We start from the raw sequence: 23,526 nt of genomic DNA, 5'->3' as shown, positions 1-23,526 counted from the left end.
GTGACGACCGAAGGAACCCACGCCGAGTCGTACGAGCGCGGCATCGAGATGCGCAAGTCCGTGCTCGGCGCCGCGCACGTGGAGAAGTCGCTCGAGAACGTCTCCGACTTCGCCCGTCCCATCCAGGAGCTCGTGACGGAGTACTGCTGGGGCGAGGTGTGGACGCGACCGGGCCTCGACCGCAAGACGCGCAGTCTCCTCAACCTGGGCATGCTGACGGCGCTCAACCGCTCGCACGAACTCGCCGTTCACGTCCGTGGGGCGCTCACGAACGGCTGCACCGTCGAGGAGATCCAGGAGGCGCTGCTGCAGACGGCGATCTACGTGGGGGTGCCGGCGGCGCTCGAGTCGTTCCGCGTCGCGGAGAAGGTCATCAACGAGCAGGCGGGGAAGTGAGCGACGAGACGGCGGGCACCGCGGCGACCGTTGCGTTCGTCGGCCTCGGCAACATGGGTACGCCGATGTCCGCGCGGCTCATCGCGGCGGGCTACGCGGTGCGCGGGTTCGATCTGAGTGAGGACGCTCGCGGTCGCTTGACCCAGGCGGGCGGGACACCGGCGGCGTCGGCGGCCGAGGCCGCAGCAGGAGCGGACCTCATCGTGCTCATGCTGCCCAACTCGGCGATCGTGAACGCGGTCGCCGACGAGCTCCTCTCGGCGGAGGCGCTCGCCGAGGGTGCCCTGGTCGTCGACATGAGTTCGTCCGAGCCGCTCGAGACGCGAGCGCTCGCCGAGCGGCTCTCCGAGTACGGCGTCCGCCTCGTGGACGCCCCCGTCTCCGGCGGAGTGAAGGGCGCCCAGGGCGGCACCCTCACGATCATGGTCGGAGGCGCGGACGACGATGTCGCTGAGGCCGGCGTGGCCCTCGAGCACCTCGGCCGGGTGGTCCCGACCGGAGCGGTCGGTTCCGGGCACGCGGTCAAGGCGCTCAACAACCTGCTCTCCGCGACGCATCTGTGGGTGACGAGTGAGGCGATCGAGGCCGGCAAACGTTTCGGGCTCGATCCCGAGGTCATGCTCTCCGTCTTCAACGGCTCGAGCGGGCGGAGCGGCTCGACCGAGAACAAGTGGCCGAACTTCATTCTGCCCGGGACGTTCGACTCGGGATTCGGGCTGCGACTCATGCTGAAGGACATGCGGATCGCGGCGGGACTCGCTCGTGCGGTCGGCGCTCCCACGGGGCTCGGCGAGGACGCGATCGGCTTCTGGGCTACCGCGGCCGACGAACTCGACGCCGCCGCCGACCACACCCGGGTCGCCGAGTGGATCGCGAGTCACACGGCAGGCGACGCATCCCGCACCACCGAGGGGGGTACGCCGATGACGTGACGCAAACGGGCTGCGCCGTTCGCGGAGCGGCGGCCCGTCCCCCGCCGGGTTGGCGGCCGATCTCCCGCCGGATTCCCTGGCCGTTCCGACCCATCCCGCCGATACAGTGGAGCATCATGCTGGACGACCCTCTCGCAGAACCGTGGAGCTTCCCGCTCCTCGGCCGGACGGCAGCGCCCGTCCGGGAGCAGGTCGTGGCCGCACTCCGGCAGGCGATCCTCGACTTCCAGTTGAAGCCGGGGCAACGCCTCGTCGAGCGCGAACTCATCGAGAGTATGGGGGTGTCTCGGACGACCGTCCGTGAGGCGCTCAGCGTCCTCACGAGTGAGGGCCTCGTCGCCGTGATCCCGCAACGCGGCGCCCACGTTGCTGCACCGTCGCTGGACGACGCAGAGGACCTCTACGACGTGAGGGCGTCTCTCGAGTCGCTCGTCGTGCGTCGCTTCGTCGAACGCGCGACCGACGAGCAGGTGGCCCGACTCGGCCGTACGGTCGACGAGATGGCGTCGCTGCTCGAACGGGAGTCACCGGACGACGCCGACGGCTACTCGGCTTCGGAGATCCGGGAGTTCCTGGCGGCGAAGGACGTGTTCTACGACGTGCTCGTGGAGGGCGCACAGTCGGCGTCGCTCACGCAACTCCTCGAGTCGATCCAGGCGCGTGTCCGCGTGCTCCGCGTCACGTCGCTCGCGACACGGCACCGCCTGCCCGCTGTCGTGACGGAGATGCGCGAGATCGTCGCCGCGATCGCCGCCCGCAACCCGGACCGCGCCGCCCGATTGCTCACGGAACACATCCAGACCGCGGCGCGCCTCGCCCTCCGCACCCTCCGCGACAACGCCTGACCCGCCCCAAGCGGGCCCTCCCCTCATTGAAGTAGTCACTTCGAGTGGATTGCGTCGCCTCTACCCGATGCAAAGCGCTCAAAGTGACTACTTCGCACACGAATCGTGCACCCCACCGCGAACCAGGAGTACAGACATGACCGAGTTCACCCCCCGCCAGCAGGAGATCAAGGACGCCTTCGTCGAGCAGCGCGGCACGTGGAGCCCGTTGTGGGAGAGCATCCTGCGCCTCGACCCCGAGTTCCTCCTGTCGTACCTCGACTTCTCGATGGTGCCGTGGAAGAAGAACCACCTCGACGCGAAGACGAAGGAGCTCATGTACATCGCGGTCGACGCGGCCGCGACACACCTCTACCAGCCGGGCATCCGCCAGCACATCAAGGCCGCGCTCGGCGTCGGTGCGACGCCCCAGGAGATCATGGAGGTCATCGAGCTGACGTCGACGCTCGGCATCCACGCCATGAACATCGGCGTGCCGCTGCTCGTGAAGGTCCTCGAGGAGAAGGGTCTGCGGACCGGTCCGTCGCCGCTCGACGAGAACCAGGAGCGCGTGAAGGCCGAATTCACGGAGAACCGCGGCTACTGGCACTCGTTCTGGGACGAGATGCTCGAGCTCGACCCGGAGCTCTTCGAGGCGTACACGAACTTCTCGTCGGTGCCGTGGAAGACGGGCACGCTCGAGCCGAAGGTGCGCGAATTCGTGTACATCGCCTTCGATGCGGCGGCGACGCACCTCTACGTCCCCGGCCTCAAGCTCCACTACGAGAACGCGCTCGGCTACGGCGCGACCGTCGGCGAGCTGCTCGAAGTGCTCGAGATCGCGAGCGTCATCGGCATCCACGCGGCGACGACGGCCGTCCCGATCCTCGTCGAGGAGATCGAGGCCCGCGGCGACACGATCTGATCTCCCGCCCGCGAGGTGTCACTATTCGTCGCCTCAACGGCCGGATGAGCCGCGAGAAGCGACACCTCACGAAGGGGACGGCAGCGGGCGCGGTGCGACAGGATGGGGGGATGTCGTCCCCTCGCGTTCTCGGCCGCCCGTCTGCCTTCTTGTTCGACTGCGACGGCGTGCTCGTCGACTCGCTCGCCTCGGCGGAAGCCGCCTGGGTGGCGTGGGCCACCACTTACAAGCCCGACTTCGACATGGAGCGCGACCTGCAGCACGGCCGCCGGGCGGTGGACACCATCGCCGAACTCGTCGAGACCGCCCTCGTCGAGCAGGCGTTCGACGATCTGCTCGCCCGCGAGATGGACACCGTCGACGGCACCGTCGCGATCACGGGAGCCGCAGCGCTCACCGAGTCGTTGCCGTCCGGCCGCTGGGTCGCCGTCACCTCCGGGCCCCGGGAACTCGCGCTCGCGCGGTTGAACTCGGCCGGGATCTCCCTCCCCGAGCGGCTCGTCACCGCCGAGGACGTCGACCGCGGCAAGCCCGACCCGCAGCCCTACGAGCGGGGAGCCGAGCAGGCGAGTGTGCCCGTCGGCGAGTGCGTCGTCTTCGAGGACGCCCCGGCGGGCATCGCCGCCGCCCGCGCAGCAGGGGCCGGTTGGATCATCGGTGTGGGCGCCGGCGCGTACACGCCGTGGTCGGACGGTAGTGTGCCCGACGTCGTCGTACCCGACCTCTCCGCCGTGCGCTTCGTCGACGGCGAACTGCTCGTCGACGAGGAATTGCCGAGGCCCTGACGGGCGCTGGTCCCAGGCCACGTGACCCGCGAGGATGGTGTCGTGGCACCCACGATGACGATCGGCGACTTCTCGCAAGCGACGCGGTTGAGCGCGAAGGCGCTGCGGTTCTACCACCGCGAGGGTCTCCTCATTCCGGCCGCGATCGACCCCGACAACGGGTACCGGCTCTACGCCCCCGAACAGATAGCCGACGCCCAGGTGATCCGCCGCCTGCGGGACCTCGAGGTTCCCGTCGATGACGTGCGTGCGATCCTCCAGACGGCGGACGTCGACTCGCGGACGACGCTCATCGCCGCGCATCTCGACCGGCTGGAAGCGCGGCTCGCGGAGACCCGGGCAGCCGTCGGCGCGTTGCGGAACCTGCTCGAGCCGTCGGCGCCGGTTCCGGTCGAGCACCGGAGCGTTCCGGAGACACCCGCGCTCGTCATCCGGGCGACCATCGACCTCGCCGATCTGGGCGCCTGGTACGACGATGCGCGCGCCGAACTCCAGGAGGCCACGGATCGGCCCGGAGTGCGGCCGGCGGGCCCGCTCGGCGGGCTGTGGGCCACGGAACTGTTCCTCGACGAGCGTGGCGACGCGGCGATGTTCCAGTCACTGATCTCCCTCGAGGGCCTGCCCGGACTCACCGGGAGGGCTCGCGCCGAGACACTCCCGCCCGCGGAACTCGCTGTCGCGGTGCACCGCGGAGCCGACGCGACGATCGCGCACACCTACGGAGCTCTCGGGGCGTATGTCGCCGAGCACGAGCTCGGAGTCGCGGGTCCGGTCCGCGAGACGTACATCCGTGAGCCGTCGGACGGCTCAGAGGACGTCGTCACCGAGATCGGCTGGCCGATCTTCCGCGTCTCGCGCTGACCACCGCGGCCGCTTGACCTTCCCCCAACGGGAAGGTGGAGGGTCGAGCCATGACAACGACGAACCTCTCCCCGGTTATCACCACGTACTTCGACCTCATGGACGGCGCCGACAAGGCGCTCGCCGTCGAGGTCTTCACCCCCGACGCCGTCGTCACCGACAACGGCCGGACCTACCGCGGCCGCGAGGAGCTCCTCGACTGGCTGCGGGGCGAGGCGAGCGCATACACGTACACGTCGACGTGGGTCGGCTCGGACGAGACCGACGGCGTCGCGGTGATCGACATCCTTCTCGAGGGTGACTTCCCCGGCGGCCGTGTGCAGCTGCGGTACACGTTCCACCTCGCGCAGGACGGCCTCATCCGCGAGTTGAGCATCGCCGCCTAGGTCTGCGCCTCCGACCTGGAGGGCTCGTGCCCCCTTGCCGTCACGACCGACGTCTGGCGCCCGCAGAGGGAACAGCTCACTGGAGCGCGGCGAACCGTTCCGTGCGCTCGACCGGTCCGATGACGATGAGCGTGTCGCCCTCGTTCACGACGGACGCTGCACCCGCGGCGTGCCAGGCGCCGTCGGCGCCCTTGATCTTGACGATCGTGATGCCGTGCCGGCGGCGGACAGCGGCGTCCTGAAGGGTCTTTCCGATGATCTCGCGCGGAGCGATCGTCTTCGCGACGACGAGGTCCTGGTCGAACTCGACGTAGTCGAGCATCGAACCGCGCACGAGGTGGGCGACGCGCCGCCCCATGTCAGCCTCGGGGTAGATGACGTGGTCGACCCCGAGCTGCTCGAGGATCAGCCCGTGCTGCTCGCTGATCGCTTTCGCCCAGATCGAGCGCACGCCCATGCGCTTGAGCAGGGAGGCGGTGAGGATGCTCGCCTGGATGTCGGACCCGATCCCGACGACGATGCGGTCGAAGTCCGCGACACCGAGCTGGTCGAGAGCGGCCTGCCGTGTGGAGTCCGCCCGGACGACGTGTGTGAGGATCCCGTTGAGGGACTGCACCGTGTCCTCGTCGGCGTCGACGCCGACGACCTCGGTGCCCGATCGGACGAGCTCGGTCGCGAGCGCTCCGCCGAAACGACCGAGGCCGATGACGACCACGGACGTCGCGTCGCCGTCGCGCTGCTTGCGGCGGCCGAGGAATGAGTTGCGGTTATCCAATGATCGGACGCTCCTTCGGGAGTTCGTACTGACGTTTCTGCGTGGACAAAGCGAGGGCCGAGCCGAGGGCGACGGGACCGAGGCGCCCAATGAACATGAGGACGATGAGGATCGCCTGAGCGGCGGGCGGCAGGCTGGCCGTGATCCCCGTTGAGAGCCCGACGGTCGCGAACGCCGAGATGACCTCGAACACGACGCGGTCGAGCGAGTAGTCCGTCATGAGCATGATCGCGAGCGTCGCACCGATCACGAGCGCCACGGACAGCAGGGCGACCGTGAGCGCCTCGCGGTGCGTCGAGCGGGGCAGCCGCTTGCCGAACATGTTGACGGCCGTGTCTCCGCGCAGTTCCGCGACGATGATGAAGAAGAGGACGGCGAACGTGGTGATCTTGAGCCCACCGGCCGTGCCCGCCGGTCCGCCGCCGATGAACATCAGGATGTCAGTCACGAGCCAGCTCGCCGGGTGCATCTGCGAGACGTCGATCGAGTTGAACCCCGCGGTCCTCGGCATCACCGACGCCGTGAACCCGCCGAGCACGCGGCCGGCGGGGTCGAGCGCACCGAGCGTCGCGGGGTTCGACCACTCGAGGATCGTCAAGACGACGGCGCCGACGACGAGCAGGACGATCGACCCGACCACGACCGTGATGGTGTTGAGCGTCCACGCGCGCGGGAAGCGGAACTTCTTCCGCAGCTCCATGATCACGGGGAAGCCGAGGCCGCCGAGGATGACCGAGGCGCAGATCGGCAGACAGATCCAGGGGTCCGCGACGAAGCCCATGAGGTTGTCGCTGAAGAGGGCGAATCCGGCGTTGTTGAACGACGAGACGGAGTGGAAGACACCGAGCCAGACCGCTCGCCCGGGGTCCTCGCCGTAGCCGAGCCACCAGCGGAGGGCGAGCAGAACGGCGACCGCGCTTTCGATCGTGAGGGTGATCAGGGCGACGCCGGTGAGGACCCGGCGCACGTCGCCGACCGCGACCGTGTGCGTCTCGCTCACGGCGGTGAGCCGCGTGCGGAGGCCGAGGCGGCGCGCGACGAAGAGCCCCAGGAGGGTCGCGAGCGACATCACCCCGAACCCGCCGATCTGGATCAGGACGAGGATGACGACCTGGCCGAACGGCGACCAGAAGACCGGGGTGTCGACGACGATGTGCCCCGTGACGCACAACGCGCTCGTCGCCGTGAAGAGTGCCTCGATGAACGTCGCCGAGCGACCGTGCACGGCGATGGGCAACGACAGTAGCGCGGTGCCGATCGCCAGGACGCCGGCGAACGCGAGGGCGATGAGCTGGCCGGGCTGAATGGATCGAAGGATCGTGGGACGCCCGCCGAAGGTCGCCATCAGACCGCCGTCTCCCGCTCGAGTTCCTCGCGGATGGCGTCGACGCCGAGGCGCACCTCGGCGAACGACGTCGACAGCGGCGACAGTCCGATCCGGAGGCCGTCGGGTGAGCGGAAGTCGGGGATGATCCCTCGGCGCCACAGCGCCGCCGTGACCTCGCGGAAGCGGGCGTGCGACACCGTGACATGGCTGCCGCGGAGCTCGGGGTCGCGCGGGGTGGAGACGGTGACGCCGAGAGGCGCGAGCAGGGCGTCCGTCAGGCGCAACGCGTACTCGGTGAGGGCGACGGACTTCGTCCGGATCGCCTCGATACCGGCTTCGGCGACGAGGTCGACCATGTCGGTTATCGGCTGCATCGCGAGGACCGGCGGGGTGCCGCTCAGGAAGCGCCGCATCCCCTCGGCCGGCACGTAGACGTCGGCCATCGCGAAGACGTCGGCCGCTCCCATCCAGCCCTGGATCGGCTGCTCGAGCTCGGCCTGGAGCCCGCGGCGGACGTACGCGAACGCCGGTGCTCCCGGCCCGCCATTGAGGTACTTGTATGAGCAGCCGACCGCGATGTCGACGCCCCACTCGTCCACCTGCATCGGGACCGCGCCAGCGGAATGGCAGACGTCCCAGAGGATGAGGGCGCCGGCGTCGTGCGCGAGGCGGGTGAGGCCGGGCATGTCCGCGAGGTAGCCGCTCCGGTAGGCGACGTGGCTCAGGACGACGAGTGCCGTCTCGTCCGAGACCACCGCCGAGAGCTGGTCGGGGGTCACCCCGATGGAGCGGTCCACCTCGATGATGTCGAGCTCGAGGCCGAGTTCCCGCGCGATGCCCTCCATGAGGAAGCGGTCGGTCGGGAAGTTGTCGTCGTCCACGACGACGCGGGAGCGGCCCGGGCGAGCCGTGAGGGCGGCCCGCATGAGCTTGTAGAGGAGGACCGTCGTGGAGTCGCCGACGACCGTCTGCCCGGGCGCCGCCCCGAGCGTCGCGGCGCCGATCGCGTCGCCGAGTTCGAACGGCAGCCCCATCCATGTCTCGTCCCACGAGCGGATGAGTCGCTCGCCCCACTCCTGCTGCACGAACGGGGGCAACCGCTCGACGGTGCGCCGCAGTGGCCGACCGAGGGAGTTCCCGTCGAGGTAGGAGACGGTGTCGCCGCCCTGCACGAAGCGGTCCCGAAAAGACGCGAGCGGATCGGCGGCGTCGAGCGGCGCGGCGTCGAGCGACGCATCGAGCGCGGCATCGGGGGTGGTCACACGGTCACGCTACCCCGCGCGAGTGGTCCGGGAACGCCGATTCCACGAGTCGGTCGTCGCCGAGCTGGCCGGTGTCCACGAGGCGATCTACGGCAGTTGCTGCGCCCTCCCTGAGGAACCCGCCATTCAGATCGGTCGCGCTTCGGCGAACGCGTGACCGTCAGTCTGCGAGGATCGTCGCCCGGATCTTGTCCGACACGGCGTCTCGCAAAGGCCGGACGGCGTCGACGTCCCACGCCTCGGGGTTGGGGAACGACCACTCCAACACCTCACCGCGCGGCGTCGACGGGAGGCTGAGTCCGGGCTTCATGAGCACGACGATGTCGGCGGTGTCGAGGTCGGCTTCTGTCACCGCGCGGGGGACGCGGTCGGAGATGTCGACGCCGAGCTCGGCGACCGTCGCGGCGACCGCCTCGTTGACGTGTTCGGCGGGGGAAAGGCCCGCCGACGTCGCAGCGAAGCGGTCGCCGGCCAGGTACTCGAGCAGCGCGGCCCCGAGCTGGGAGCGACCGGCGTTGTGCTGGCAGATGAACAGGATGGTGGGCTTGTCGCTCATGGTTCGCTTTCGTTGGTGGTGCCGGCGGGAGGTCAGGCGGTCGTGCGGGTGAACGGAGGGGAGACACTGAGCTCGTCGAGCAGTGTGAGTACGCGACGCTCGACCTCGTCGGAGCTTCTTCGCTTTCAGGATGCGGCGAGCCGCGGTGCGAGTTCCGAGATGCGTCGTTGCAGCTCGGCGTATGTGGTGTCGAATGCGGCGGCGGTGCCGATTCGAACCGGGTCCGGGATCGACCAGTGGAGGTTCCCGGCGACGCCCAACTCTTCATGGGCGTTGTCACAGACGGTGACGACGAAGTCCTTCGGGGTCAGTACATCGCTGAGGGCGCGCGGCTGCTCGTGAGCGAGGGGGAGGCGGTGCCGCTCGGCCGCGGCGATCGCACCGGCGTCGATCCGATCAGCAGGATGTGTGCCCCCGGATACGGCGGGGATCGCGGACTGCTGCCCCCACAGTGCGGCCGCGAGCTGCGACCGAGCCGAATTGGCCGTGCAGACGAACACGACTCTGTCGGCGCGCTCCACGGCCCCCGGTGTCAGGCCCTCGAGGGCTTCGTCGGAGAGGTGGACGTAGCTGCGTCGCTTGTCCGCTTCGGATCGGGAGCGGGACACCATGCCGACGGCCTCGAGGGTGTTCAGGTGATGAGTGACGAGGTTCGCGGGGATGCCGAGTGCGGCACGGATCTCGGAGGGCGAGAGGTCGCCCAACGTGAGCAGGTCGACGATACGGAGTCTTGCCGGCTCGCCGAGTGCGGCGTGCTTCGCTGCTCGCCGATCGATCGCGTCGCTTCTCTCAATGTTCATTGTTTCAATATTGACTGAACTATGATGATCGGTCAAGATGGCACTCAACATGGATCACTCACTCCCCGACCCGACACCCGCGCGTCCGCATCTGGCTCGACGATTCGTAGCCGAATTCCTCGGCACCGGTCTGCTCGTGACGATCGTGGTCGGCTCCGGGATCGCGGCTGCAGAGCTGTCGCCCGACGACGTCGGCCTGCAGCTCCTCGAGAACAGCCTCGCGACCGCACTGGGCTTGGCGGTGTTGATCCTCATGTTCGGACCCGTGTCCGGCGCGCACTTCAATCCCGTCGTCACCCTCGTCGACTGGGTGATCGGAGCACGATCCGATACGGGACTGCCGCTGCGCGACGTCGCTCCGTACATCGTCGCCCAGGTCCTCGGCGGGAGTGCCGGGGCGGTCCTCGCGAACGTCATGTTCGACGTGCCATGGCAGCTCGCCTCGACCGACCGCGCAACCGGTGGGCATCTCGTCGCGGAAGTGGTCGCCACGGCCGGACTGGTGCTTCTCGTCTTCTCTCTCGCTCGAACGGCGAGCGGCTCGGTCACGGCGGCCGCGGTCGGCGCATACATCGGGGCGGCGTACTGGTTCACCAGCTCGACGTCCTTCGCGAACCCTGCCGTGACCGTGGGTCGCGTGTTCAGCGACACGTTCGCCGGCATCGCGCCCGGCTCCGTGCCGCCCTTCATCCTCATGCAGCTCCTCGGTGGGGTCGTCGGCCTCGCCCTGGTGCTCGTGCTCTATCCCACCGCCGCTCGCGCGGCCGACGACGTCGTGGTCCCCCACTCCGTCGACGCGAAACTCTGAAAGGCCACGTCATGCATCTCGTAGCGATCGGCGGAAGCGACGCCGGAATCTCCACCGCACTGCGCGCCCGCGAACTCGACCCCTCGGTCGACGTCACCGTCGTCGTCGCCGACTCGTTCCCGAACTTCTCCATCTGCGGGATCCCGTACTACTTCTCGCGCGAGGTGGACCCGTGGCAGTCGCTCGCGCACCGCACCCACGCCGACCTCGAAGCGACCGGCATGCGGCTGCGGCTCGACACCCTCGCGACGGGCATCGACGTGTCCGGGCGGAAGCTCACGGTGCGGAACGCCGACGGCTCCGATGACGTCCTCGCCTACGACGAGTTGATGGTCGGGACCGGGGCGTCGCCTTCCACCGCTGGCATCGCGGGGATCGGAGGGCAGGACGGTCTCGGACCCGACGACGGCGTGCACGTGCTGCACTCGATGGGCGACACCTTCGCTCTCGAGCGGTACCTCGACGAGCGCGATCCCCGCACCGCGATCATCGTGGGTGCCGGATACGTCGGTCTCGAGATGGCCGAGGCCCTCACCGTCCGCGGGCTCGCCGTCACGCAGTTGCAGCGTGGACCCGAAGTGCTGTCGACGCTCGACCCCGAGCTCGGATCGCTCGTTCACGACGAGCTCACGCGGAACGGCGTCGACGTCGTGACCGGCGCCCGCGTCGGCGCCGTGACTCGAGCCGGCGGGCGACTCACCGTCGCCGGCGAGGACGACTCCGGGTCGTTCGCGCGGACCGCCGACCTCGTGCTCGTCGTCGTCGGCGTCCGCCCCAACACGGGTCTGCTCACCGCCGCTGGCGCGACGACGGGTCCGGGTGGAGCCGTCGTGGTCGACGAGCGGATGCGCACGGGCCTCCCTCACGTCTGGGCCGCCGGCGACGGCGTCGTGACGCATCACCGGCTGCTCGGCGTCACCTACCTCCCGCTGGGGACCACCGCGCACAAGCAGGGCCGGGTCGCGGGGGAGAACGCGATCGGCGGCGACGCGCGCTTCGCGGGGAGCCTCGGCACGCAGGTCGTGAAGGTGTTCGACCTCGTCGCCGCCCGCACCGGTCTCCGCGACCTCGAGGCCGTCGGTGCCGGTCTCGCGCCCCGCAGTGCGACGGCCGTCGCCGACGACCACAAGGCGTACTACCCGGGCGCGACGCCGATCAGCATCCGCATCACCGGAGACACGAGCGACGGACGGCTCCTGGGCGCGCAGCTCGTCGGAACCCGCGGTGCGGAGATCGCGAAGCGCGTCGACACGTTCGCGACCGCGCTCCACCACGGCATGACGGTCGAGGCGATGAGCGACCTCGACCTCTCCTACACGCCTCCGCTCGGCTCCCCGTGGGACGCCGTCCAGGTCGCCACGCAGGCATGGGCGAGGACCGTGCGCGGGTCGGCGATCCCGGTCGACGCACACTGAGTCGTCGAGATTCCGCGCTCAGTCCATGCGCGCGCAGATGCCGAACGTCCGGCGGCCCATCCTCGTCGTGAGGAGCCGACCGAGTCGCCGGGCGTTCGCCGTCCCTGCCGGACTCTCGGCGCTGACCGGACCGTAGAACGAGCTGATCTCGTCGGGTTCCATCGCGGCCGTCTTCTGGATGAGCTTCAACAGCTCGGGGTCGAGGCCCGGCGCGAACTCCTCGAACCGCTCGGGAGCGATGACGGACGGAAAGCCGTCTCCGAAGGAGGTGGTACAGCCCAGGGGGGTCAGCGCCAGGAGCGTTCCGGCCGCCAACCGATGGTCTCGGCCGCTCGCGACGAGTCGAACGCGCTTCCCGCCCCGGCGATCGGGCGGAGTCGTGTGATCGTCGGCAGGTGTCGGTCGAGGAGTTCCTCCGTCGGCACGTCCGAGAGGGTGTCGTCCGCGACGATCACGAGGGCCTCGTAGCCGCGGTGCGCGGGGAGCGGATCGAGCGAGAGGATGCACGCGCGGGCGGCGTCGTTCAGATCCGTGTATCCCCACAGACCGACCGCTCCCTCCTCCTCCGGCTCGGTCGCCGCCCGCTCGCGCGCCTGCTCGACGGAGGCGATCCAGTGGAAGCGCAGCGCCGTCACGGTCATGCCGCGGCGCGCGAACATGCGGCTCGTGCTCTCGGTCACGTCCTTCGACAGCGCGTAGGGGTCGACGAAGATGAGCGGGGTGTCCTCGTCGACGGGGACGGAGTCGAAGCGCAAGGGTGGCGACGCCCACTCCTCCGACCAGGCCGGGCCGTAGATCGAGGCGCTCGACGCTACGGCGGCGACCTGGATTCCCGCAAGCCAGGCCTGCTCGAGAGCGTTGAAGCACGACAACGTGTTGATGCGCATGAGGTCGACGGGCTCGATGTTCACGGGCGCGGGGATCGCCGCGCAGTGGACGACGGCGTCGGCCCCGCGCATCGAGTCGGCGACGGCCGCGGGATCGAGCAGGTCGACGGGTGACTCGCCGACGAGGTCGGCCTCGATGACCTGGTCACCCGCCTCCCGCAGCTGCCGCACGACCTCGCTGCCGAGTTTGCCCGACGATCCGCTCACCCAGACCGTGCGGGGAGCGGGTGTTCCGTCTGTCGTGTGGGGTGCGGGGGCATCGTCGCGTCGCTGCATGACACCGACTGTAGTGGCGTGACAGGAACCCGATCGGCCCCCGATGCTCGGCCCAGCGCTCAGCCTGCGCGGCCCGACAGCATCGAGAGGGCCTGCGACCGGACCGCGAGCAGCTCGGCGTAGGTGCCGTCGCGCTCCGCCCAGCGCAAGCGCTGTGCCGCGGTCACCACGATCTCGTTCGGCGTCGGGTCCGCCGAGAGGAGCGCGAGAGCCTCGTCGAGGTAGGCGTCGAGCGGCAGGGCAGCCGGGTTGACCTTCTCCTGGCCGGCCGTCGCGACGGCCGGCGGGACGACCTCGGTCACTCGGACGCCCGTGCCGTCGAGCTGGGCGCGCAGTGACTCCGTGTACGCGTGCACCCCGGCCTTCGAGGCGCCGTACGACGGCATGGGTGGGAAGGGGAGGAACGCGATCCCCGACGACACCGTGATGATGTCCGCGTCGCCCCGCGCGAGGAGGTGCGGAGTGAAGGCGTCGATCACGCGGATCGTGCCGAGCAGGTTCACCGCGATCGTCGTCTCGGCGCTCGCCGCGTGCGCCGGGTCCTGCAGGTCCTCCATGAGCATGACGCCCGACATCGTCACGACGACGTCGAGGTCGGGGTGCGCGGAGAGCACCTCGTCGCGGGCACGCGCGATCGAATCGGCGTCGGTCACGTCGATCGCGACAGTCTCGAGGTCGTCGACCCGACTGGTGTCGCGACCCCCGACGACCACGGTGCTGCTAGCTGCGGCGAATCGTCGCGCGAGCCCCAGCCCGATGCCCGACGTGCCTCCCACGATGAGGACGGTGCGGTGGGTGATGTCCATGGTGAATCTCCTTCTGATCGGTACACCGGAATCCTCGCCCCGTCCGCTGCGGCGGGGAACGTCCCCGCTGAGACGAGGAGGGCTGAGACGAGGAGTGGCAGGGCCTCTCTCGGTGCGAGCGACGCGCGTACCGTGGGAGCGTGGACGGGAACGAGGAGCCGGGGCGGCTCGGCGAGTACCTCGCAGCGCGTCGCGCCCTCGTCCGGCCGGAGACGTTCGGCCTGACCGTCGGGTCGAACCGTCGGGTGCCGGGGCTCCGGCGCGAGGAGGTCGCTCTCCTCGCCGGAATCAGCGCCGACTATTACGTGCGGCTCGAACGCGGTCGAGACAAGAACCCCTCGCCGCACGTGCTCGATGCCCTCGCGCGTGTGCTCCAGCTCGACGACGTCGAGGCCGACCATTTGCGCGGGCTCGGCGGGACCGCTCCGCGCCCGCGCCGCTCCCGGCGACTCGACCGTGTCCCGGATCGCCTGCACCACCTCCTCGCGGCGATCGGGGTGCCCACCTTCGTCGAGAGCCGTCACTTCGACGTGCTCGCGTCCAACCCGCTCGCCGTCGCGCTCTCACCGCGACTCGTTCCGGGCGAGAACCGGTTGCGCTCGCTCCTGCTCGATCCCGCCGAGCGAGACTTCCACGAGGACTGGGAGCGGGCCGTTGAGGGCTTCGTCGCACTCGCGCGTCACACGCTGGGTGATGATGTCACGGACCAGCGGGCGGTGGCGCTCGTCGGGGAACTCTCGCTCGCGAGCGCCCGCTTCCGCTCGCTCTGGGCGCGCCACGACCTCCGCCCGCTCGAGGGCGGCACGACGACGCTGCACCACCCGACGGTCGGCGAACTCCGACTCCACCGCGAGAAACTGCCCGTCGGTGACGTCATCCTCGTGCTCTACTACCCCGACGAGGACAGCGACGCCGCCGAGAAGCTCGGGCTGCTCGCCTCGCTCGCGGCCACCGGCAGTTGATTGACCTTGGCTCGTCCTCATTCGCGTGAGTGACATGGGATGCGGTAGGCGCAATCGGAATGTGCCCGAGGAGAGAGACTGCTCGCCCAGGAGTATTCTCTCGCCGTGCAGTTTTCCTCGAACGCCGGAAATGGACACCTTGTACGATTGCCGCTCGAGAGTCGTAGGCGCCTAACGGCAAGCTACCTGCGAGCCTCCGACGCCTTCTTGAAGGTGTTTGCGTGGTGTGTCGATCGCGGTCCGACGGCAACTTCGCGGGCGGGAAGGCTCAAGGCGCAACAATCTGCCATTCCCATACGAACAACATCGACGCCAATTGACGACGCCCTAGACAGAATCGTGTTTGCCTTCCGCGCGGGGCTTGATCACGCGCGGCTCGTAGCAACAGCTCTCCCCGACGAACGAGCATCTTTCGCCATTGTGACGACAAGTCGCGGGTGTATCGAGAGTTTCGCGAAGGCTTGGTGGCTGATGAGTGCCCCGAGTCAAAAGGAGATAACGGTCCGGTGGCTTTCTTCTCTCGAGCGTGAACTCAATCTTCGTCACAAACTTGAGCCCGACGCTGTCTTGGCCTCGGTGGATTCGGGTGTCGAGAGAAGCGTCACATCCTTCCGAGACGTCGTCGCTGATGATCTGCGAACGCTACTAGCTGGCGAAAGGCCAGCTGTCGCTAGTGATACATGGCTGGCGTCCGAGTTTGGAAACCTGCTCGGCCCAGATGGCCGTCTCCGATACTCTCGTTTCTCTGCAGTAGCTCATGGCGAGTCGCTTGGCATCGGAGATTTCATTGGAGTAACTACCGGAACGCGGACCCCGCACTATGTAGTCGGGATGCCAGCGTGGCTTGCTGAGTATTGTTCGGAAACTGCTTTCATCGCCTCCAGCGTGACTGCCAAGATGCTCATCGAGTTCACGGGATACGACGATAGCGATGGAGAAGTTGCGGCAGCGCACGACGATGCGCTCGTCACGATGCAGTACGAGCGAGAACGAAATTTCGCTATCGTCCAGCGTTCGTTGTTTCGCTTTGAACGGTGAAGCGTCTCTACGGAACGGCAGTTCGCTTGTCCCACGGAATGACTTGACGTCAAGGAGATGCGCGCGGCCGCGACGCCTCATCGCAGATAACCCGATCGGATTAGGTCAGCGCGAGGCGGTCTAGTACTTGGCGATACGTGTTCACAAAGCCGTCGACCACAGCGTCCAGTTCATCTTCGTAGAACGCTCCTGAATCGAAGCCGTGCGTTTCGTCGAGCTTGAGTAGCCCGCGGACGCGCTTGACGTCTTGAACTCCTACGCTGAAGTTTGCTTTCGGGTAGCCCATTTTCGCGGATAGCTCACCGTCTGCCGTCTGGCGGTAAACCTTGATGTAGTTGCCTGCTGGAGCGCCGAAGGAGCACCCTTGCGACTCCAACTGCGCGCGAAACTCTTTGAACTGCATCGTCTTGTCGCCGCGCTCGAGCGCGCGCGTCCGCCGAGCAAGCCACGCGCCGATCGATGCAACCTCGGAGTCGGCGTCGCGCTCGACACCTGGCGGAAGGGGGAAACTATGCGCTGCGACGCCAGTCGCCATGTCATAAAGCTCGTTCTCTGAGGCGCCGACGAGCAGAGTCCGGTTCTGTTGCAAGAACACGAGCATCGCAACGAGTGCCGTGCGCTTGTTCCCGTTCTCGAACGGGTGGTTCAGCACGAGGCCGTAAAACAACGTTGCCGCCACCAGCGGGACGGTGTCGTACTTCCGAAAGCTGCCGAGCCCGGCGGACTGGCGAGCAAGAGCACTGGCCAGCCCGTTCGGCCGCAATGGATTGGTCGCGCCGAAATCAAGACTTGCGAGTTCACCGGTTGCGAGACGTCGACGAATTGTCATCAGTTCGTTTTCGTCGAGATAGTCCACGTGTCAAACCATACGGCTGTACCCGGTGCGAAGGGCTGGCGGCTTGAGGTGCAATCGTGCACGGGCTTACGTTGGCTGCTGTCGTCACGAACTCAGATCGTTTCCCTTGTTAGCACACCAACGGTTCGCCGAGAGCGGGGAGAGTCAGCTAAACCACCAGGGAGAATGGGCGGATGAGCGCTTCCTTGGTGGCCAGCGGCCTCGCCGGCGGATACGGCCACCGCACCCTGTTCGACGACCTCGACTTCACGGTCGCGCCCGGCGATGTCGTGGGCGTCGTCGGGGCGAACGGGGCGGGGAAGTCGACCTTGCTGCGGCTGCTCGCCGGCGTCGACGAGCCGCAGGCCGGCACGATCACTCTCAATCCGGGCGACGCGTTCGTCGGCTGGTTGCCGCAGGAGCACGAGCGTGTGCCCGGCGAGACTGTCGCGGATTACGTCGGTCGGCGCACCGGCTGCACCCAAGCGACCCTCGACATGGATGCGGCCGCCGCGCTCCTCGCGACACCCGAGGCGGCCCCTCCCGGCATCGACCCGGGAGACGCCTACTCCATCGCCTTCGACCGGTGGCTCGCGAGTGGCGCGGCCGACCTCGACGAGCGCCTCCCCGTCGTGCTCGCCGACCTCGGCCTTGGAAGCGGCGGCACCGTCGGCCCTGACAGCGCGATGACCGCGTTGAGCGGGGGTCAGGCGGCGCGCGTCGGGCTCGCCGCGCTGCTCCTCAGCCGCTTCGACATCGTCCTGCTCGATGAGCCCACGAACGACCTCGACCTCGACGGACTCGACCGGCTCGAACGGTTCGTGCGGGAGCAGCGCGGCGGCGTCGTACTCGTGAGTCACGACCGGGAGTTCCTCACTCGCTGCGTCACGACGGTGCTGGAACTCGACCTCGCGCAGTCCGCGAACCGCGTGTTCGGTGGCGGCTACGACGCATACCTCGAGGAGCGTGAGACCGCTCGCCGGCATGCGCGCGAGGCGTACGACGAGTTCGCCGACAAGAAGGCGGACCTCGTGGGCCGCGCCCGGACGCAACGGGAATGGTCGAGCCAGGGTGTCCGCAATGCGATGAAGAAGTCGCCGGACAACGACAAGATCCGACGCAAGGCGGCGACCGAGTCGAGTGAGAAGCAGGCCCAGAAGGTCCGCCAGATGGAGAGCCGTATCGCGCGACTCGAGGAGGTCGACGAACCGCGCAAGGAGTGGAAGCTCGAGTTCTCGATCGGGGCTGCTCCCCGCTCGAGCGCCGTCGTCTCGACGCTGAGCGGTGCGGTCTTCCAGCAGGGCGACTCGGAGACCGGTGAGTTCGTGCTCGGCCCGGTGTCACTGCAGATCAACGGTGGCGACCGGATCGGCATCACCGGCCCGAACGGCGCTGGCAAGTCGACGCTGCTCCGTGGCCTCCTCGGGCGCCAGATGCCGGACGAGGGCACCGCGAGCATCGGGACGAGCGTTGCGATCGGGGAGATCGACCAGGCGCGGGCCCAGCTCGACGGCTCGAAGCCGCTCGCCGAGGCCGTGGAGGCGATCCTCTCCGAGTGGCCGCAGGGAGAGGTCCGGACCCTGCTCGCGAAGTTCGGGCTGCGCGCCGATCACGTGTCGCGCCCCGTCGACGAACTCTCGCCCGGAGAACGGACCCGTGCCGGGCTCGCGCTGCTGCAGGCGCGCGGGGTCAACGTGCTCGTTCTCGACGAGCCGACCAACCACCTCGACCTCGCGGCGATCGAGCAGCTCGAGCAGGCGCTCGAGAGCTACGACGGCACGCTGCTCCTCGTGACGCACGACCGCCGCATGCTCGACACCGTACGACTCGATCGCCACTGGCGCGTCGAGGGCGGTGTCGTCACCGAGCGGTGATCTGCCGGAGTCTGCCTCGTCGGGGGATGTGCCCGACGGCGGTAGTTCGGTTGCGAGGGCGCCCGGTAGAGGTGGCGCCCTCGTGCGGGTGTAGCCCTTTCGCGGCGTAGCGCGGCGAGGGAATGCGTGCAATCCCGTGAGCGCGCTCCAGCGGCAGGCGTAGCGTTGCACCATGGAATTCCGATACCTCGGCAACAGCGGACTCAAGATCTCAGAGATCATTTACGGCAACTGGCTCACGCACGGCTCCCAGGTGGAGAACGACACCGCCATGAAGTCGGTGCGCGCGGCCCTCGATGCGGGCATCACGACCTTCGACACGGCCGACGGCTACGCCAACGGTGCGGCGGAGACGGTCCTCGGCGAGGCCCTCAAGGGAGAGCGTCGCGCGGGCATCGAAATCTTCACGAAGGTCTACTTCCCGACCGGCCCGAAGGGCCACAACGACACCGGCCTCAGCCGTAAGCACATCCGGCACTCGATCGACGAGTCGCTGCAGCGTCTCCAGACCGACTACGTCGACCTCTACCAAGCGCACCGTTACGACTACGAGACCCCGCTCGAAGAGACGATGATCGCCTTCGCCGACGTCGTCGAGCAGGGCAAGGCCCTCTACATCGGTGTGTCCGAGTGGACGGCCGAGCAGCTCTCGGAGGCCCACGAGCTCGCCGAAGACCTCGGCATCCAGCTCGTCTCGAACCAGCCGCAGTACTCGATGCTGTGGCGTGTCATCGAGGAGAAGGTCGTCCCGACCTCGCGTGATCTCGGCATCTCGCAGATCGTCTGGTCGCCCATCGCGCAGGGCGTGCTCACCGGAAAGTACAAGCCGGGCGAGGAACTCCCGCAGGGCAGCCGCGCCACCGACGAGAAGGGTGGTGCGGACATGATCAAGCGGTTCATGAACGACGAGACCCTGACCGCCGTGCAGAAGCTCAAGCCCATCGCGGACGACCTCGGCATCACAATGGCGCAGCTCGCCGTCGCGTGGACGCTGTCGAACGACAACGTCGCGGGCGCGATCGTCGGTGCGTCGAAGCCCGAGCAGATCGAGTCGAACGCGGCAGCGGCGGGCGTGAAGCTCGACGAGTCCGTGCTGAAGGCGATCGATGAGGCGCTCGGTGACCTGCCCGAAACCGACCCGTCGGAGACGAAGTCCCCCGAAGGCCGCCTGGTCTAGCCGGTTCCCCGGTCCTGAGCCTGTCAGAAGACGAGCGGCCCGCCCTCTCCTCGGAGACGGCGGGCCGTTCGTGTCGGCTCGTGCGCGGGTCGGGGAACCGTCCCGCGCGTGGCGAACTGAACGGCGGGCTCAGTCCGCCTCGACGTCCGAGAAGAGCCCGGTGAACGACGCGCCGGTGGCGACGAGCTTTCCCACGAATTCGCCGGCCGCAGGCGTGGTGACCGCCGCCGAGGCGTCCTGGTAGGAGTCGAAATAGAGGTCGAGGGTGCGGTGCGCCGTAGTCGGCGTGCCGTCCTCCTTCGGCCAGACCTTCGCGGACTCGCGCCGGCGAAGCGCCGGGAGGCGGTCGGCGAGAGCGGTGACCTCCGCGTACGCGGATTCGAACGCCTCGGGGTCCGCCGGGTTGTCGATGATGAACGTGATCTTGGTGGTCATGATGATCTCCTGTTGATGTGGTCTTGCGGATTGATGAAGGTGTGGACCAGGGCCTCGCGTCAGAGACCGGCGGTCTCGAGAAGACGCAGCCAGACCTCGCTGACGGTCGGGTAGGCGGGCACGGCGTGCCAGAGCCGGTCGAGTGGAACCTCGGCGGTGATGGCGATCGTCGCCGCGTGCAGCAGTTCCGCGACGTCCGGACCAACGGCGGTGAAGCCGACGATGCGGTCCCCCTCGTCGTCGATCAGGATGCTCGCGCGCCCGGCGTACCCATCGGCGTGGAGCGCGGCTCCCGCGACGGCTCCGAGGTCGTACTCGACCGAGCGCACCTTCAGCCCGGCCCGCTCCGCGCTCGCGACGGTGTGGCCGACGGACGCGATCTCGGGTTCGGTGAAGACGACCTGCGGTACGGCGCGGAGATCTGCAGTGGGGGTGTGACGGCCCCACGGTGCGTCCTCGACCGCCGCGCCGGTCGCGCGCGCCACGATGACGTCGCCCACGGCGCGAGCCTGGTACTTGCCCTGGTGGGTCAGGAGCGCCCGCCGGTTGATGTCGCCGGCTGCGTACAGCCAGCCGTCGCCGAGGGGTTCGCCCGACGCATCGAGTACACGGAGCGTGTCATCGACCGTCAGCCAGGTCCCTGGAGTGAGCCCGACCCGATCGAGGCCGAGGTCGGCGCTGTTGGGCGTCCGGCCGGTGGCGACGAGCACCTCGTCCGCCTCCACCACGCCGCCGTCGGCGAGGGCGATGTGCACCGTTCCGGCGGCGTCCCTCGACACCGAGGTCGGGCTCCCACCGATGAGGACGTCGACGCCCGCGTCGCGCAGCGCCGCGAGGACGTGCTCGGAGGCGTACGGCTCGACGTTCGGCAGGACGCCGTCCCTCGCGATGAGGGTGACGGAGGAGCCGAGCGCGCTGAACGCCGTGGCCATCTCCGAGCCCACCACGCCGCCGCCGATGATCGCGAGCCGCTCGGGTGCACGGGTGGCGGAGACCGCTTCCCGGTTCGTCCACGCCCCGGCGTCGGCGAGTCCCGGGACCGCGGGCACCGAGGCGCTCGTGCCCGTCGCCAGGACGACTGCATGCCGAGCGGTGAGGGTGACGACGTCGCCGGAGTCCGCGGTGACGGTCACCGTCCGGGTGCCCGCGAGTCGCCCGTGACCGCGGACGAGGGAGATGCCGACCTGGTCGAGCCACGCGACCTGACCGTCGTCCTTCCAACCCGAGGCGAAGCGATCGCGACGCGCGAAGACGGCGGCGGGATCGAGGTCACCCGTGATCGCGGCGGCGGCTCCGGGCAGTCGCCGTGCGGCGCGGAGGGCTGCGGCGTCGCGGAGGAGTGCCTTGGTCGGCATGCACGCCCAGTAGGAGCATTCGCCGCCGACGAGCTCCGCCTCGACGATCGCGGCGGTGAGCCCGCCGCGGACGACGCGATCCGCGACGTTCTCACCGACCGGGCCGGCGCCGATCACGATGACGTCGTACTCGGTCATCGTGTCGCCGCCTTGGTTGTGCTGTTGAGCCGGAGTGCGGAGATCAGGAAGAAGATGCCGCCGAGCGTCGCGTAGCCGGCGAGGCCGACGAGAGAAGCCGAGGGGCCGCCCGACATCAGGATGAAGCCGGCGCCGGCGAGGACGGAGATACCGCCGCTCAGGATCATCGGCCACTGCCCGCCGAGTGAGCGGCGCGTGATTCCCACGACGAGCTGGACGCCTCCCGTCGTGATCGCCCAAACGCCCCACACGATGAGAACGGCCGGCAGACCGGACGTCACAGCGACCGCGAGGCCGATCGCGGTGAGCAGGCTGAGCGCCATGTTCACGAACAGCAGGGGTGCGGGGCGGCTGGCGCGTGACGTGCGGTGGTCGATGACGGCCGCGACGAGATCGACTGCGGGATAGAGCACGAGCAGCGCGATGCTGAGCGGATTCAGTGTCGACGCGGTGAGGGCGAAGAGAACCGCCCACACGATCGCGAAGCCGAAGCGGGTGGCGTAGAGGTTGCGGAGGCCGACGGTGATGGGCCGCCGTTCGGAAAGGGTGTCGGTCATGAGTGTTCCTGTCTGTGTGATTGAGGTAGAATGACTAGTCACTCTACATGGCTCGACGATAGTGCCGAGCCGGGGAATGCACAAGAGCGACAGGAGGCGCTTATGATCGGGGCCGTGAAGGTGTCGATGCGGGAACAGTTGATCGAGGCGGCGACCGAGCTGTTCTACGCCGACGGTCTGCGCGCTGTGAGCGTGGAGAAGGTGATCGAGCGCGCAGGGACCACGAAGGTCACGTTCTACCGGCACTTCAAGAGCAAGGACGACCTCGTGGTCGCGCACCTCGAGCGCCGGGCGCAGCTGGAACGCGAAGGCATCTCCGCCGCGATCGAGCATGCGGCCGGCGATGCCGATCGAGCGTTCCAGCTCATCTCGGAGGCGGTCGGATCGATGGCGTGCGAACCGGGATTCCGTGGTTGCCCGTTCATCAACGCGTCCGCCGAGTATCCGGACGCAGACAGCGCCGTGAGGAGGACGGTCGACGAACACCGCACGTGGTGCAAGTCGGCCTTCACCGAGATCGTCGCGCCGCTGCAACTGGAGGATCCGGACGCCGTAGCGGACGACCTGATGCTCATCCGGGATGGCGCGATGGTGGCGGGCTACCTTGACGACCGCGACACTCTCGCGGCGTCATTCCTCCGGAGCTGCCGCGCGCTCACCCGCGCCTGACCACTCGGCGTCACGCACTCGGCGACTGGTCCTTCTCGTCCGGGTCGCTCGGGGTCCAGCCGTACCAGCCGTCCTCGGCGGGCGCGACGGTCCAGTCGCCGCACGCGAACACGCGGTCGGTCTTGTACACATCGGGAGCGCCCTCGATCGAGAAGGCGGGCGCGGACTGCCGATCGATCTCGGCGCACAGGGTGGGATCGAGCTCGGTGGAACTGTCGAGCAGGAGGACGGCGGACTTTCCGTCGGTCGACTCGTGGGTGCGGATGTCCGTCGCGTCCGACGGCACCCACGGCGCGTTCCCGTCCCAGTCGGCCAGGGCGGTCACGTCGGCGTACTCGCCCGTCTTCTCCTTGTGGATGAGGGCGTCGGTGGCGGAGCAGCCGGTGAGCGCGGCGGCGATCAGGGTCAGTGCGAGGGTGGCGACAGTGCGTCGGGGTGTGGTGTTCATGATTCGATCGTCGCCCG

General features: G+C 68.6%; 27 protein-coding genes. 14 read left to right on the top strand and 13 right to left on the bottom strand.

Going from position 1 to position 23,526, the window contains the following annotated elements; genetic code table 11:
- The 7 genes from ELQ92_RS00135 (at position 1) to ELQ92_RS00105 (ending at position 5,109) form a co-directional block, all read left to right on the top strand.
- Positions 1–396: a carboxymuconolactone decarboxylase family protein gene (locus ELQ92_RS00135; RefSeq protein WP_128496811.1), complete on the top strand. Its 396-nt coding sequence runs from the start codon at positions 1–3 to the stop codon at positions 394–396.
- Positions 393–1,328, top strand: a complete 936-nt coding sequence (locus ELQ92_RS00130) for an NAD(P)-dependent oxidoreductase (RefSeq protein ID WP_208004189.1) — start codon at positions 393–395, stop codon at positions 1,326–1,328. Before ELQ92_RS00135 ends, ELQ92_RS00130 begins: the two co-directional genes overlap by 4 nt.
- Positions 1,329–1,444: 116 nt before the next feature.
- Positions 1,445–2,173, top strand: a complete 729-nt coding sequence (locus tag ELQ92_RS00125) for a GntR family transcriptional regulator (RefSeq protein ID WP_128496809.1) — start codon at positions 1,445–1,447, stop codon at positions 2,171–2,173.
- A gap of 136 nt (positions 2,174–2,309) precedes the next feature.
- The gene (locus tag ELQ92_RS00120) at positions 2,310–3,077 is read left to right on the top strand and encodes a carboxymuconolactone decarboxylase family protein (protein ID WP_128496807.1); all 768 of its coding nucleotides are present in this window, start codon (positions 2,310–2,312) and stop codon (positions 3,075–3,077) included.
- 110 nt (positions 3,078–3,187) lie between these two features.
- Positions 3,188–3,862, top strand: a complete 675-nt coding sequence (locus ELQ92_RS00115; RefSeq protein WP_128496805.1) for an HAD-IA family hydrolase — start codon at positions 3,188–3,190, stop codon at positions 3,860–3,862.
- A 42-nt stretch (positions 3,863–3,904) separates the two neighbouring features.
- Complete coding sequence (locus tag ELQ92_RS00110; RefSeq protein WP_208004187.1) at positions 3,905–4,723, top strand: MerR family transcriptional regulator; 819 nt, start codon at positions 3,905–3,907, stop codon at positions 4,721–4,723.
- Positions 4,724–4,773: 50 nt separating this feature from the next.
- On the top strand, positions 4,774–5,109 hold the full coding sequence (locus tag ELQ92_RS00105; RefSeq protein ID WP_128496803.1) for a nuclear transport factor 2 family protein: 336 nt from the start codon (positions 4,774–4,776) through the stop codon (positions 5,107–5,109).
- A gap of 76 nt (positions 5,110–5,185) precedes the next feature.
- On the opposite strand, the gene ELQ92_RS00100 is transcribed toward ELQ92_RS00105, so the two are convergent.
- The 5 genes from ELQ92_RS00100 to ELQ92_RS00080 all read right to left on the bottom strand — a co-directional run bounded on the left by ELQ92_RS00100 (position 5,186) and on the right by ELQ92_RS00080 (position 9,829).
- A complete protein-coding gene (locus ELQ92_RS00100) occupies positions 5,186–5,884 on the bottom strand; it encodes a potassium channel family protein (protein WP_128496801.1) in 699 nt (232 codons plus the stop codon).
- Positions 5,877–7,229, bottom strand: a complete 1,353-nt coding sequence (locus tag ELQ92_RS00095) for a TrkH family potassium uptake protein (protein WP_128496799.1) — start codon at positions 7,227–7,229, stop codon at positions 5,877–5,879. The genes ELQ92_RS00100 and ELQ92_RS00095 overlap by 8 nt, the downstream gene beginning before the upstream one ends.
- Positions 7,229–8,473, bottom strand: a complete 1,245-nt coding sequence (locus ELQ92_RS00090; protein ID WP_128496797.1) for a kynureninase — start codon at positions 8,471–8,473, stop codon at positions 7,229–7,231. The genes ELQ92_RS00095 and ELQ92_RS00090 overlap by 1 nt, the downstream gene beginning before the upstream one ends.
- 160 nt (positions 8,474–8,633) lie before the next feature.
- Positions 8,634–9,029: an arsenate-mycothiol transferase ArsC gene (locus ELQ92_RS00085; RefSeq protein ID WP_128496795.1), complete on the bottom strand. Its 396-nt coding sequence runs from the start codon at positions 9,027–9,029 to the stop codon at positions 8,634–8,636.
- Positions 9,030–9,154: 125 nt separating this feature from the next.
- The gene (locus ELQ92_RS00080) at positions 9,155–9,829 is read right to left on the bottom strand and encodes an arsenate reductase/protein-tyrosine-phosphatase family protein (RefSeq protein ID WP_128496793.1); all 675 of its coding nucleotides are present in this window, start codon (positions 9,827–9,829) and stop codon (positions 9,155–9,157) included.
- Between the two features lie 37 nt (positions 9,830–9,866).
- Here ELQ92_RS00080 and ELQ92_RS00075 point away from each other — a divergent pair, with 37 nt between their 5' ends.
- Both ELQ92_RS00075 and ELQ92_RS00070 read left to right on the top strand, forming a co-directional pair.
- Entirely contained in the window at positions 9,867–10,637 is a 771-nt protein-coding gene (locus ELQ92_RS00075; protein ID WP_243694783.1) for an MIP/aquaporin family protein, read from the top strand.
- Positions 10,638–10,648: 11 nt separating this feature from the next.
- On the top strand, positions 10,649–12,052 hold the full coding sequence (locus ELQ92_RS00070) for an FAD-dependent oxidoreductase (protein WP_128496789.1): 1,404 nt from the start codon (positions 10,649–10,651) through the stop codon (positions 12,050–12,052).
- An 18-nt stretch (positions 12,053–12,070) separates the two neighbouring features.
- On the opposite strand, the gene ELQ92_RS00065 is transcribed toward ELQ92_RS00070, so the two are convergent.
- The 3 genes from ELQ92_RS00065 to ELQ92_RS00055 are packed head-to-tail and all read right to left on the bottom strand — an operon-like array spanning position 12,071 to position 14,021.
- Positions 12,071–12,367: a hypothetical protein gene (locus ELQ92_RS00065; RefSeq protein ID WP_128496787.1), complete on the bottom strand. Its 297-nt coding sequence runs from the start codon at positions 12,365–12,367 to the stop codon at positions 12,071–12,073.
- Positions 12,340–13,215: an NAD-dependent epimerase/dehydratase family protein gene (locus ELQ92_RS00060; RefSeq protein ID WP_128496785.1), complete on the bottom strand. Its 876-nt coding sequence runs from the start codon at positions 13,213–13,215 to the stop codon at positions 12,340–12,342. Before ELQ92_RS00060 ends, ELQ92_RS00065 begins: the two co-directional genes overlap by 28 nt.
- 59 nt (positions 13,216–13,274) lie before the next feature.
- Positions 13,275–14,021 (bottom strand): SDR family oxidoreductase, encoded by a 747-nt coding sequence (locus tag ELQ92_RS00055; protein ID WP_128496783.1) that lies wholly within the window; start codon positions 14,019–14,021, stop codon positions 13,275–13,277.
- A gap of 140 nt (positions 14,022–14,161) precedes the next feature.
- On the opposite strand from ELQ92_RS00055, the gene ELQ92_RS00050 reads away from it, so the two are divergent.
- Entirely contained in the window at positions 14,162–14,983 is an 822-nt protein-coding gene (locus ELQ92_RS00050; RefSeq protein WP_128496781.1) for a helix-turn-helix domain-containing protein, read from the top strand.
- 105 nt (positions 14,984–15,088) lie between these two features.
- A complete protein-coding gene (locus ELQ92_RS00045; RefSeq protein ID WP_166426651.1) occupies positions 15,089–16,021 on the top strand; it encodes a hypothetical protein in 933 nt (310 codons plus the stop codon).
- A 100-nt stretch (positions 16,022–16,121) separates the two neighbouring features.
- Here ELQ92_RS00045 and ELQ92_RS00040 read toward each other — a convergent pair whose 3' ends face one another.
- On the bottom strand, positions 16,122–16,877 hold the full coding sequence (locus ELQ92_RS00040; RefSeq protein WP_128496777.1) for a type II toxin-antitoxin system death-on-curing family toxin: 756 nt from the start codon (positions 16,875–16,877) through the stop codon (positions 16,122–16,124).
- Positions 16,878–17,050: 173 nt separating this feature from the next.
- Between ELQ92_RS00040 and ELQ92_RS00035 the strand changes: the two genes are divergently transcribed.
- Both ELQ92_RS00035 and ELQ92_RS00030 read left to right on the top strand, forming a co-directional pair.
- Positions 17,051–18,730 carry an ABC-F family ATP-binding cassette domain-containing protein gene (locus ELQ92_RS00035; protein ID WP_128496775.1) on the top strand — a complete coding sequence of 560 codons (1,680 nt, stop codon included), beginning with the start codon at positions 17,051–17,053 and terminating at the stop codon, positions 18,728–18,730.
- A gap of 172 nt (positions 18,731–18,902) precedes the next feature.
- A complete protein-coding gene (locus ELQ92_RS00030; RefSeq protein ID WP_128496773.1) occupies positions 18,903–19,907 on the top strand; it encodes an aldo/keto reductase family protein in 1,005 nt (334 codons plus the stop codon).
- Between the two features lie 129 nt (positions 19,908–20,036).
- On the opposite strand, the gene ELQ92_RS00025 is transcribed toward ELQ92_RS00030, so the two are convergent.
- Genes ELQ92_RS00025 through ELQ92_RS00015 form a run of 3 tightly spaced genes read right to left on the bottom strand, consistent with a single transcriptional unit; the run spans position 20,037 to position 22,392 of the window.
- Positions 20,037–20,342: an EthD domain-containing protein gene (locus ELQ92_RS00025; RefSeq protein ID WP_128496771.1), complete on the bottom strand. Its 306-nt coding sequence runs from the start codon at positions 20,340–20,342 to the stop codon at positions 20,037–20,039.
- A 59-nt stretch (positions 20,343–20,401) separates the two neighbouring features.
- Positions 20,402–21,835: a dihydrolipoyl dehydrogenase family protein gene (locus ELQ92_RS00020; protein ID WP_128496770.1), complete on the bottom strand. Its 1,434-nt coding sequence runs from the start codon at positions 21,833–21,835 to the stop codon at positions 20,402–20,404.
- A complete protein-coding gene (locus ELQ92_RS00015; RefSeq protein ID WP_128496769.1) occupies positions 21,832–22,392 on the bottom strand; it encodes a hypothetical protein in 561 nt (186 codons plus the stop codon). The genes ELQ92_RS00020 and ELQ92_RS00015 overlap by 4 nt, the downstream gene beginning before the upstream one ends.
- Before the next feature lie 102 nt (positions 22,393–22,494).
- On the opposite strand from ELQ92_RS00015, the gene ELQ92_RS00010 reads away from it, so the two are divergent.
- Positions 22,495–23,061: a TetR/AcrR family transcriptional regulator gene (locus tag ELQ92_RS00010; RefSeq protein WP_128496768.1), complete on the top strand. Its 567-nt coding sequence runs from the start codon at positions 22,495–22,497 to the stop codon at positions 23,059–23,061.
- Between the two features lie 10 nt (positions 23,062–23,071).
- On the opposite strand, the gene ELQ92_RS00005 is transcribed toward ELQ92_RS00010, so the two are convergent.
- Entirely contained in the window at positions 23,072–23,509 is a 438-nt protein-coding gene (locus ELQ92_RS00005) for a hypothetical protein (protein WP_128496767.1), read from the bottom strand.
- Positions 23,510–23,526: the final 17 nt, after the last annotated feature.

It is taken from the genome of Labedella populi (genome assembly GCF_004078655.1).
GTDB lineage: Bacteria > Actinomycetota > Actinomycetes > Actinomycetales > Microbacteriaceae > Labedella > Labedella populi.
Note: the sequence above shows the minus strand (reverse complement) of the source record. Positions and strands in the feature narration are given on the sequence as shown.

What these genes read in the sequence shown, in the direction of transcription:
- ELQ92_RS00125 (WP_128496809.1), top strand. Translation starts at nt 1,445, where the DNA reads ATGCTGGACGACCCTCTCGCAGAACCGTGGAGCTTCCCGCTCCTCGGC.
- ELQ92_RS00120 (WP_128496807.1), top strand. Translation starts at nt 2,310, where the DNA reads ATGACCGAGTTCACCCCCCGCCAGCAGGAGATCAAGGACGCCTTCGTC.
- ELQ92_RS00115 (WP_128496805.1), top strand. Translation starts at nt 3,188, where the DNA reads ATGTCGTCCCCTCGCGTTCTCGGCCGCCCGTCTGCCTTCTTGTTCGAC.
- ELQ92_RS00105 (WP_128496803.1), top strand. Translation starts at nt 4,774, where the DNA reads ATGACAACGACGAACCTCTCCCCGGTTATCACCACGTACTTCGACCTC.
- ELQ92_RS00095 (WP_128496799.1), bottom strand. Translation starts at nt 7,229, where the DNA reads ATGGCGACCTTCGGCGGGCGTCCCACGATCCTTCGATCCATTCAGCCC.
- ELQ92_RS00085 (WP_128496795.1), bottom strand. Translation starts at nt 9,029, where the DNA reads ATGAGCGACAAGCCCACCATCCTGTTCATCTGCCAGCACAACGCCGGT.
- ELQ92_RS00080 (WP_128496793.1), bottom strand. Translation starts at nt 9,829, where the DNA reads ATGAACATTGAGAGAAGCGACGCGATCGATCGGCGAGCAGCGAAGCAC.
- ELQ92_RS00075 (WP_243694783.1), top strand. Translation starts at nt 9,867, where the DNA reads ATGGCACTCAACATGGATCACTCACTCCCCGACCCGACACCCGCGCGT.
- ELQ92_RS00070 (WP_128496789.1), top strand. Translation starts at nt 10,649, where the DNA reads ATGCATCTCGTAGCGATCGGCGGAAGCGACGCCGGAATCTCCACCGCA.
- ELQ92_RS00060 (WP_128496785.1), bottom strand. Translation starts at nt 13,215, where the DNA reads ATGCAGCGACGCGACGATGCCCCCGCACCCCACACGACAGACGGAACA.
- ELQ92_RS00055 (WP_128496783.1), bottom strand. Translation starts at nt 14,021, where the DNA reads ATGGACATCACCCACCGCACCGTCCTCATCGTGGGAGGCACGTCGGGC.
- ELQ92_RS00035 (WP_128496775.1), top strand. Translation starts at nt 17,051, where the DNA reads ATGAGCGCTTCCTTGGTGGCCAGCGGCCTCGCCGGCGGATACGGCCAC.
- ELQ92_RS00030 (WP_128496773.1), top strand. Translation starts at nt 18,903, where the DNA reads ATGGAATTCCGATACCTCGGCAACAGCGGACTCAAGATCTCAGAGATC.
- ELQ92_RS00025 (WP_128496771.1), bottom strand. Translation starts at nt 20,342, where the DNA reads ATGACCACCAAGATCACGTTCATCATCGACAACCCGGCGGACCCCGAG.
- ELQ92_RS00020 (WP_128496770.1), bottom strand. Translation starts at nt 21,835, where the DNA reads ATGACCGAGTACGACGTCATCGTGATCGGCGCCGGCCCGGTCGGTGAG.
- ELQ92_RS00015 (WP_128496769.1), bottom strand. Translation starts at nt 22,392, where the DNA reads ATGACCGACACCCTTTCCGAACGGCGGCCCATCACCGTCGGCCTCCGC.
- ELQ92_RS00010 (WP_128496768.1), top strand. Translation starts at nt 22,495, where the DNA reads ATGATCGGGGCCGTGAAGGTGTCGATGCGGGAACAGTTGATCGAGGCG.
- ELQ92_RS00005 (WP_128496767.1), bottom strand. Translation starts at nt 23,509, where the DNA reads ATGAACACCACACCCCGACGCACTGTCGCCACCCTCGCACTGACCCTG.